At 59.3% G+C, this 5,193-nt stretch carries 5 protein-coding genes; 2 read left to right on the top strand and 3 right to left on the bottom strand.

Annotation, left to right across the window (positions count from 1 at the left end):
* Positions 1 to 24: 24 nt before the first annotated feature.
* The gene (dusA, locus tag AC3VI7_RS11960; protein ID WP_489667992.1) at positions 25 to 1,053 is read left to right on the top strand and encodes a tRNA dihydrouridine(20/20a) synthase DusA; all 1,029 of its coding nucleotides are present in this window, start codon (positions 25 to 27) and stop codon (positions 1,051 to 1,053) included.
* 8 nt (positions 1,054 to 1,061) lie between these two features.
* Here the strand turns inward: dusA and AC3VI7_RS11965 are convergent, their stop codons facing one another.
* The 3 genes from AC3VI7_RS11965 to AC3VI7_RS11975 all read right to left on the bottom strand — a co-directional run bounded on the left by AC3VI7_RS11965 (position 1,062) and on the right by AC3VI7_RS11975 (position 3,801).
* On the bottom strand, positions 1,062 to 2,714 hold the full coding sequence (locus AC3VI7_RS11965) for a PhoH family protein (RefSeq protein ID WP_489667991.1): 1,653 nt from the start codon (positions 2,712 to 2,714) through the stop codon (positions 1,062 to 1,064).
* Positions 2,715 to 2,858: 144 nt separating this feature from the next.
* Positions 2,859 to 3,335 (bottom strand): peroxiredoxin, encoded by a 477-nt coding sequence (locus AC3VI7_RS11970; RefSeq protein WP_489667990.1) that lies wholly within the window; start codon positions 3,333 to 3,335, stop codon positions 2,859 to 2,861.
* 85 nt (positions 3,336 to 3,420) lie between these two features.
* Positions 3,421 to 3,801 carry an Mth938-like domain-containing protein gene (locus tag AC3VI7_RS11975; RefSeq protein ID WP_489667989.1) on the bottom strand — a complete coding sequence of 127 codons (381 nt, stop codon included), beginning with the start codon at positions 3,799 to 3,801 and terminating at the stop codon, positions 3,421 to 3,423.
* 68 nt (positions 3,802 to 3,869) lie between these two features.
* On the opposite strand from AC3VI7_RS11975, the gene AC3VI7_RS11980 reads away from it, so the two are divergent.
* A complete protein-coding gene (locus tag AC3VI7_RS11980) occupies positions 3,870 to 5,099 on the top strand; it encodes a pyridoxal phosphate-dependent aminotransferase (RefSeq protein WP_489667988.1) in 1,230 nt (409 codons plus the stop codon).
* Positions 5,100 to 5,193: the final 94 nt, after the last annotated feature.

Raw genomic sequence — 5,193 nt, forward strand, 5'->3', positions numbered from 1 at the left:
GCGGATGCGACAATCTGCCCCCTCATGAATCAGCAGCCGAATCCCTCTGAACCCGACAGCATCAGCCCTTGGCGTCTGTCCGTTGCGCCGATGCTCGATTGGACGGATCGCCATTGCCGCACCTTCCATCGCTTGCTGACGCGCAAGACCCGGCTCTATACCGAGATGGTGACGACCGGGGCTTTGCTGCACGGCGATCAACCTCGGCACCTCGACTTCAACGCGCAAGAGCATCCCGTGGCGTTGCAGCTTGGGGGCAGTGAGCCGGCCGATCTGGCCGCTTGCGCCAAGCTGGCCCAAGCTTGGGGTTACGACGAAGTCAACTTGAACTGCGGCTGCCCCAGTGAGCGGGTGCAGCGCGGGGCCTTTGGCGCTTGCCTGATGGCTGAGCCTCGGCTGGTGGCCGATGGCGTCAAGGCCATGCTCGACGCCACGGGTGGGCACAGCGTCTTGCCGATCACGGTCAAGCACCGCATCGGCATCGACCGGATCGAGAACTACGCTTTTGTGCGCGACTTTGTCGGTACGGTGGCCGATGCCGGCTGCCAAGTGTTCATCGTCCATGCGCGCAATGCTTGGCTTCAAGGCTTGAGCCCGAAGGACAACCGCGAGATTCCGCCCCTGCGCTACGAGCTGGTCCACCAGCTCAAACGCGAGTTGCCGCACCTCACCATCGTCATCAACGGCGGCATCAAAACTGACGAAGAGATCGCCGAGCAACTCCAGCATGTGGATGGCGTGATGATCGGGCGTCAGGCCTACCACGCACCGTGGCAGATGGCAGCTTGGGACGAGCGCTTTTACGGCGTGCCCGGCCCAGCCACAGCGGCGGATCGCCCAGAGCATTCAGCGCGCCAAGCCGTTGAAGCCGCTTGGATGCTGTACCTAGAGCGGCTCCACCAAGCGGGCCTCCCGTGGACCAGCGCCATGCGCCACGCCTTGGGCTTGTGGCATGGTCAACACGGTGCGCGGGCGTGGCGGCAGTTTTGGTCAGACCACCGCCACCGCGAGAACTCGCCGCTGGCCTTGGCGGCGCAGTTTTGGTCGCGTTAGATCGCTTTTTAGAGCACGTCGGAGGCGAAATCCGCCAGCCGTGAGCGCTCGCCGCGTGCCAGCATGATGTGGCCCGAATGCGGCCAGCCCTTGAAGCGATCGACCGCAAAGGTCAGTCCGGAAGAGCCTTCGGTGAGGTAGGGCGTGTCGATTTGCGCCAAGTTGCCGAGGCACACGATCTTGGTACCCGGGCCGGCACGCGTCACCAGCGTTTTCATCTGCTTGGGCGTGAGGTTTTGGGCTTCGTCGATCAGCACAAACTTGTTCAAAAAGGTGCGCCCGCGCATGAAGTTCAAGCTCTTGATCTTGATTTTGCTGCGCACCAGTTCTTGCGTAGCAGCTCGGCCCCATTCGCCCGCAGCCGAGTCAGAACGGGCCAAGACTTCAAGGTTGTCGTCCAAGGCACCCATCCATGGGCCCATCTTTTCTTCTTCGGTCCCGGGCAGGAAGCCGATGTCTTCGCCCACCGGCACCGTCACGCGGGTGACGATGATTTCTGAGTAGCGCCGTTCATCCATCACCTGCGCCAAGCCGGCCGCCAAGGTGATCAAGGTCTTGCCGGTACCGGCCGTGCCCGTCAGGGTGATGAAGTCGCACTCGGGGTCCATGAGCAGATTGAGGGCGAAGTTTTGCTCACGGTTGCGGGCGCTGATGCCCCAGACCATGTTTTTGGCGTGGGTGTAGTCCTTGAGCGTGCGCAGCACCGCGTTCTTGCCGGTGATCTCGGTGACTTTGGCGTAGAGCGGTGGGTTGCCGGGCGCTTCGAGGTAGACGAACTGATTCACTGTCAGGCTGGGCACCACCGGGCCACTGATGCGGTAAAAGGTAAAGCCCCCTTGGGTCCAGCTTTCCATCGACTTGCCGTGGCGCTCCCAGAAATCAGCCGGCAGCGCCAAGGCCCCGGTGTAGAGCAAATCGCCGTCTTCAAGGGTCTTGTCGTTGAAGTAATCCTCGGCAGCCAAGCCCAGCGCCCGCGCCTTGATGCGCATGTTGATGTCCTTGGACACCAGCACTACCTCGCGGCCTGGGTGGCTTTCGCGCAGGGATTGCACCACGCCCAAAATCTGGTTGTCGGCTTTGCCTTGGGGCAGGCCGGCCGGCAGTTTGACTTCCAAGAAGGTGGTCTGAAAGTACAGTTTGCCGCCGGCTTCACGGTGGCCCGTTTTGGCCAGCGCAATGCCCGCTGTGACGTCAAAAGTCGTCGCACTGTCCCCCGCGCTGGCGGCCAAGGCGTCGAGTTCGCGGCTGACTTGGCGCACATTGCGTGAAACCTCGCTCATGCCCTTCTTGTGGCCGTCGAGCTCTTCGAGCGTGATCATGGGCAAGTAGACGTCGTGTTCTTCAAAGCGAAACAGCGACATCGGGTCATGCATGAGCACATTGGTGTCGAGCACGAAGATCTTGGCCGGCCCCGAGCTGTGTGGTCGCAAAGCACCTCGGTTGGATTTTCTGGCTGTTGCTGTTGCCGTTGCCGCGCTGGCGGCTGGTGCGGCGGGCGGGATCACTGGGGCAATGACGCTAAGGGCTGGTGGTGGTGGTGGTGGTGCGTCGGTGGTTTTTTTGATCGCAGCCCGGCGCTTGGGGCGAGCAGCAGCTTTGAGATTGAAGGCCGCCGGATCGACGACATCGGCACGTTTGGCAGGCGGTTTGGGCAGCGGCATGTGGATGGCAGTCGAGTTAGAGGATTAAAGACATGAAAAAAGCCGCACGGAGACCGTGCGGCTTTTTGGAGGGGTGTCATGCAAGAGAATCGTCACACGCATGGTGCTGACGATTATGCATGCGAAAAATCGTGAGTCGCTGCCTTAACTGACGGTCTGTAAGCCTTTGACGGCGTCGAGGACTTCTTCGACATGACCGGCAACTTTGATGCCACGCCATTCAGCGCGCAAGACGCCGTCGGTGTCGATCAAAAAGGTGCTGCGCTCGATGCCTTTGACTTTTTTGCCGTACATGATCTTGTTCTTGACCACGCCGAACATATGGCAGAGCTTTTCTTCGGTGTCAGCGATCAGCTCAAAGGGCAAGTCCAAGGCTTCTTTGAACTTGTCGTGTGAGACCATGTTGTCGCGTGAGACACCGAAAACGATGGCTCCAGAGTCAACAAAGTCCTGATGCCGTTCGCGGAACTGCATCGCTTCGGTCGTACAACCGGGCGTGTTGTCCTTGGGATAGAAGTAAAGAACGACGGTTTTCCCTGCGAACGCCTGCGGTGTGAACTTCACACCACCGGTTGCATTCGCTTCAATTTCCGGGAGCGGTTTGTGGAGAGCTGGCGTCATGCAATGGCTTGATGTGTACGCCCTCGTCATAGGGGGGCGCTAAACGGCGGATTATAAGTCCCCCAGACTTGACGTGAGCGGCAGTTCAGCTCAAAGGATCAAGCAGAGCCACAAGAACCACCCGTCGGTATTCACTGACAAGGACGTTGTAAGTGCGGCACGCTGCGGCCGTCGTCATGGTTTCAATCCCAATGCGCTGGGCATACAACGCAGCCATCAAGGCGGGTGAGACGAAGTGCATGCGCTGGCCAGAGCCGAAGATCACCAGCTCGGGTGTGAAGGCCAGCAAGCGGCTGAAATGCTCGGGGAGCAGATCGTCGATCCGTTGAACACCCCAAGGCTGAACCTCGCCATGCGTGGGCACCAAAAGACTTTGGGTCCAAGTTTGGCCGTTGACGATGATGCTGCGCGCATCACAGGCCGTGATGGCGTTGACGCCTTCGATTCGATCAGGTTGAAGCTTCACGGGTGGTGTGCAGGGGGCTGCATGAGTCTTGCTATGGTTAAATTCTACTTTTGCACCCAGGAGGCCTTGTGCTCAAGAAAGTCGTCAAATCCAGCAAGCTCGCCAATGTCTGTTACGACGTCCGTGGCCCGGTGGTCGAGAAGGCGAGTCAGATGGAGGAGGACGGCCACAAGATCATCAAGCTCAACATCGGCAATTTGGCGGTGTTTGGGCTGGAGCCTCCCGAAGAAATCGTGCAAGACATGATTCGCAACTTGTCGCGTGCGGCAGGGTACACCGACAGCAAAGGTTTGTTTGCGCCGCGTAAATCGGTGGTGCATTACACCCAAGAGAAAAACATCGCCGGTGTGACGGTCGATGACGTGTACTTGGGCAACGGCGCTTCTGAATTGATCGCCATGAGCATGAACGCCTTGCTCGACGATGGCGACGAAGTCCTGATTCCTTCGCCCGATTACCCGCTCTACACCGCTGTGGTCTCTTTGTCGGGCGGCACGCCGGTGCATTACATCTGTGATGAACAAAGCGAGTGGATGCCCGATATCGCCGATATCCGCGCCAAGATCACGCCGCGCACCAAGGCGATTGTGGTCATCAACCCGAACAATCCGACCGGCGCGCTTTATCCGGAAAGCTTGTTGCAAGAGATTGTCGAAGTGGCGCGTCAGCATCAGCTGATCGTCTTTGCTGACGAGATCTACGACAAGACGCTCTACGACGGTAACACCCACACCAGCATCGCTGCGCTGGCCGATGACGTGCTGTTTGTGACCTTCAACGGCTTGTCGAAGAACTACCGCTCCTGCGGCTACCGTGCCGGCTGGATGGTGGTGTCGGGCGAAAAGCGCCACGCACGCGATTACATCGAAGGCCTGAACATGCTGGCCACGATGCGCCTGTGCGCCAATACGCCGGGCCAGTTGGCCATCCAGACCGCTTTGGGCGGCTACCAAAGCATCAAGGATCTGGTGGCACCCACGGGGCGGCTGTGCCGCCAGCGCGATCTTGCTCACAAGCTGCTCACTCAGATCCCGGGCGTGAGTTGCGTCAAGCCCAAGGCGGCGCTCTACATGTTCCCGCGCCTCGACCCCAAGATGTACCCCTTTGAGGACGATCAGAACTTTGCCTACGAGCTGTTGGCCGAAGAAAAAGTTTTGATCGTGCAGGGCACCGGCTTCAACTGGGCCAATCCGGACCATTTCCGCTTGGTGTTCTTGCCCAACTCGGACGATCTGGCCGAAGCGATTGGGCGCATTGCGCGCTTCCTCGATGGGTATCGCCGTCGGCACGGCACCTGATTTTTTCTTCCTTTTGATTGATCTGCGTATCCATGAAACCCATTCAAGTTGGCCTTCTCGGCATCGGTACCGTTGGTTCGGGCACTTTCAATGT

It is taken from the genome of Leptothrix toolikensis (SeqCode) (genome assembly GCF_057922285.1).

Excerpts from the sequence above, each read along its gene's own strand:
- AC3VI7_RS11965 (WP_489667991.1), bottom strand. The coding sequence starts at position 2,714 with ATGCCGCTGCCCAAACCGCCTGCCAAACGTGCCGATGTCGTCGATCCG.
- AC3VI7_RS11970 (WP_489667990.1), bottom strand. The coding sequence starts at position 3,335 with ATGACGCCAGCTCTCCACAAACCGCTCCCGGAAATTGAAGCGAATGCA.
- dusA (WP_489667992.1), top strand. The coding sequence starts at position 25 with ATGAATCAGCAGCCGAATCCCTCTGAACCCGACAGCATCAGCCCTTGG.